1 tRNA gene and 2 rRNA genes are annotated in these 3,785 nt (G+C 54.2%); all 3 read right to left on the bottom strand.

From position 1 onward, the window contains the following. Position 1: 1 nt before the first annotated feature. Positions 2-78 (bottom strand) — tRNA-Met (locus LB528_RS29935). Positions 79-293: 215 nt separating this feature from the next. Continuing rightward, positions 294-408 (bottom strand): 5S ribosomal RNA (rrf, locus tag LB528_RS29930). 259 nt (positions 409-667) lie between these two features. Next, a 23S ribosomal RNA gene (locus tag LB528_RS29925) occupies positions 668-3,485 on the bottom strand. Positions 3,486-3,785: the final 300 nt, after the last annotated feature.

Raw genomic sequence — 3,785 nt, 5'->3', positions numbered from 1 at the left:
TTGGTTGCGGGGACAGGATTTGAACCTGTGACCTTCAGGTTATGAGCCTGACGAGCTACCGGGCTGCTCCACCCCGCGTCAACCACGAGCAAGCGTTTGCTTGCGAACACGAGCAAGCGTTTGCTTGCGTCCTTGGAGGTAAGTTTGATCTTACCTTGTTCAATGGGTCGGCCAAATGAAAGGGCCGCTTGCGCGGCCCCGATCCCGTTTGGCGGGCCTTAGATCGTAGAGAGAAGATTTGTCTTCATCCGGATCCTGTGGATCTGGGTGTGAGCTGAACATGCGCTTTGCAGACCTGGCAGCGACCTACTCTCCCGCGTCTTGAGACGAAGTACCATCAGCGCTGGAGCGTTTCACGGCCGAGTTCGGAATGGGATCGGGTGCAGCCGCTCCGCCATAACCACCAGGTCGGCAAAACGCATGTTCAAATCGAGAAGCTGTTCAAGCGCGATCCGAGGATCGTCGCAGCGACGATCCAAGGATCGTCGCGTTTGTGCCTTTGACGTTCTTTCAGCATGGCGCCCTCCGAAGCGAAGCTTCGCAAGGCCGACCGGCCGTCGGCGCTGATGCGCCGCACCCACGTAGCGCCGCCCGAAGGGCGGAACAAGCGTGAGTGAGAATGGCGACAATCCTTCGGATTGCGCCTTGATGGATATAAGTAATGAGAACGATCAAGCCTATCGAACTATTAGTACCGGTAAGCTTCAAGCGTTGCCGCTCTTCCACACCCGGCCTATCAACGTGGTCGTCTTCCACGGTTCTCAGGGAATACTCGTTTCAAGGTGGGTTTCCCGCTTAGATGCCTTCAGCGGTTATCCCGTCCGGATATAGCTACCCTGCAATGCGGCTGGCGCCACAACAGGTCCACCAGAGATCCGTCCATCCCGGTCCTCTCGTACTAGGGACAGATCCTTTCAATATTCCTACACCCACGGCAGATAGGGACCGAACTGTCTCACGACGTTCTGAACCCAACTCACGTACCGCTTTAAATGGCGAACAGCCATACCCTTGGGACCTGCTCCAGCCCCAGGATGCGATGAGTCGACATCGAGGTGCCAAACAACCCCGTCGATATGGACTCTTGGGGGTCATCAGCCTGTTATCCCCGGCGTACCTTTTATCCGTTGAGCGATGGCCCTTCCACGCGGGACCACCGGATCACTATGACCGACTTTCGTCTCTGCTCGACTTGTCAGTCTCGCAGTCAGGCAGGCTTATGCCATTGCACTCAGCGAACGATTTCCGACCGTTCTGAGCCCACCATCGCGCGCCTCCGTTACTCTTTAGGAGGCGACCGCCCCAGTCAAACTACCCACCATACATTGTCCCGGACCCGGATAACGGGCCGCGGTTAGACATCCATAGTGATAAGGGTGGTATTTCAAGGGTGGCTCCACCTGAGCTGGCGCCCAGGCTTCAAAGCCTACCACCTATCCTACACATGCCACTACGAATGCCAATGTAAAGCTATAGTAAAGGTGCACGGGGTCTTTCCGTCTAACCGCAGGAACCCCGCATCTTCACGGGGAATTCAATTTCACTGAGTCTATGCTGGAGACAGCGGGGAAGTCGTTACGCCATTCGTGCAGGTCGGAACTTACCCGACAAGGAATTTCGCTACCTTAGGACCGTTATAGTTACGGCCGCCGTTTACTGGGGCTTCGATTCAGAGCTTGCACCCCTCCTCTTAACCTTCCAGCACCGGGCAGGCGTCAGACCCTATACGTCGCCTTGCGGCTTCGCAGAGCCCTGTGTTTTTGATAAACAGTCGCTACCCCCTGGTCTGTGCCACCCTCCTCTGCTTGCGCAGAAAAGGGTCACGCTTCTTCCGAAGTTACGCGTGCAATTTGCCGAGTTCCTTCAGCATAGTTCTCTCAAGCGCCTTGGTATACTCTACCTGACCACCAGTGTCGGTTTCGGGTACGGTCTATAAGGAGGAGCTATTTCCTGGAACCACTCCGCTGCCCGTTCAATCCGATAAGATTGGACAACTTGTGTGATCCGTCACTACCTCCAGGCCCACGAATATTAACGTGGTTCCCATCGACTACGCGTTTCCGCCTCGTCTTAGGGGCCGGCTAACCCTGCTCAGATTAACTTTAAGCAGGAACCCTTGGTCTTTCGGCGGGGGAGTCTCTCACTCCCCTTACGTTACTCATGTCAGCATTCGCACTTCTGATACCTCCACCGCCCCTCACGGGTACGGCTTCATCAGCTTACAGAACGCTCCGCTACCGCTCGTGATTGCTCACGAACCCTAAGCTTCGGTGTATGGCTTTAGCCCCGTTACATTTTCGGCGCAAAGACCCTTATTTAGACCAGTGAGCTGTTACGCTTTCTTTAAATGATGGCTGCTTCTAAGCCAACATCCTGGTTGTTTTGGGATCCTCACATCCTTTCCCACTTAGCCATAACTTGGGGACCTTAGCTGTAGGTCAGGGTTGTTTCCCTTTTCACGACGGACGTTAGCACCCGCCGTGTGTCTGCCGACTAGTACTCCCAGGTATTCGGAGTTTGGTTAGGTTTGGTAATCCGGTGAGGACCCCTAGCCCATCCAGTGCTCTACCCCCTGGGGTATTCGGTCGACGCTCTACCTAAATAGATTTCGCGGAGAACCAGCTATTTCCGAGTTTGATTGGCCTTTCACCCCTAGCCACAAGTCATCCCGAACTATTGCAACAGTTATGGGTTCGGTCCTCCAGTAAGTGTTACCTTACCTTCAACCTGCTCATGGCTAGATCACTCGGTTTCGGGTCTAATGCGACGAACTGAACGCCCTGTTCAGACTCGCTTTCGCTGCGCCTACACCTAGCGGTTTAAGCTTGCTCGTCACACTAAGTCGCTGACCCATTATACAAAAGGTACGTGGTCACCCTTGCGGGCTCCCACTGTTTGTAGGCAATCGGTTTCAGGTACTCTTTCACTCCCCTTGTCGGGGTGCTTTTCACCTTTCCCTCACGGTACTAGTTCGCTATCGGTCATGCACGAGTACTTAGGCTTGGAAGGTGGTCCTCCCAATTTCAGACAGGATTTCACGTGTCCCGCCTTACTCGAGGACGATTGATCGCATTACGCGTACGGGGCTGTCACCCGCTATGGCCCTACTTTCCAGAAGGTTCCGCTTGTCTCTCAATCGCCACTGGCCTGGTCCGGGTTCGCTCGCCACTACTTCCGGAGTCTCGGTTGATGTCCTTTCCTACGGGTACTTAGATGTTTCAGTTCCCCGCGTTCGCCACTTTATCCCTATGTATTCAGGATAAGTTACCTATAGCGATACTTGGAAACCACAGCGGCAAAAGCACAACCTCAAAGAGATCGTCCCTGCCGCTCTGATTTTCCAAGTACCTTAGGTGGGTTTCCCCATTCGGAAATCTACGGATCAAAGGGTATTCGCACCTCCCCGTAGCTTATCGCAGCGTATCACGTCCTTCATCGCCTGTGCATGCCAAGGCATCCACCAATTGCCCTTAAGACACTTGATCGTTCTCATTGCCAATACCCATCGCGCGATCTCGAAGAGATCGTCGCATAAGCGCAATCCCGAAGGGATTGTCGCCTGAGCCAGATCCTGTGCGGGATCTCGCTTCAATGGAATTGGCACAAAAAGACCAGCTTCTCGAGATCGGTTCGAGGGCGCGGTTAGGCAAACCCATCATATGCAAGGGATTGAGCGTCCCTTGCGACAAATCATGGCCCTTTCGGGACCCATGAAGTTCGAACAAATCTTCTCTTTACGATGTCAAACAGAACAGGCGCAGAGCCAAGAAGCTCGACGCAAACTC

Source organism: Mesorhizobium sp. CA4 (genome assembly GCF_020165075.1).
In the GTDB taxonomy this organism is placed as follows: domain Bacteria; phylum Pseudomonadota; class Alphaproteobacteria; order Rhizobiales; family Rhizobiaceae; genus Mesorhizobium.
The sequence above is the reverse complement of the archived record's forward strand: the minus strand, read 5'-3'. Positions and strand labels throughout refer to the sequence as shown.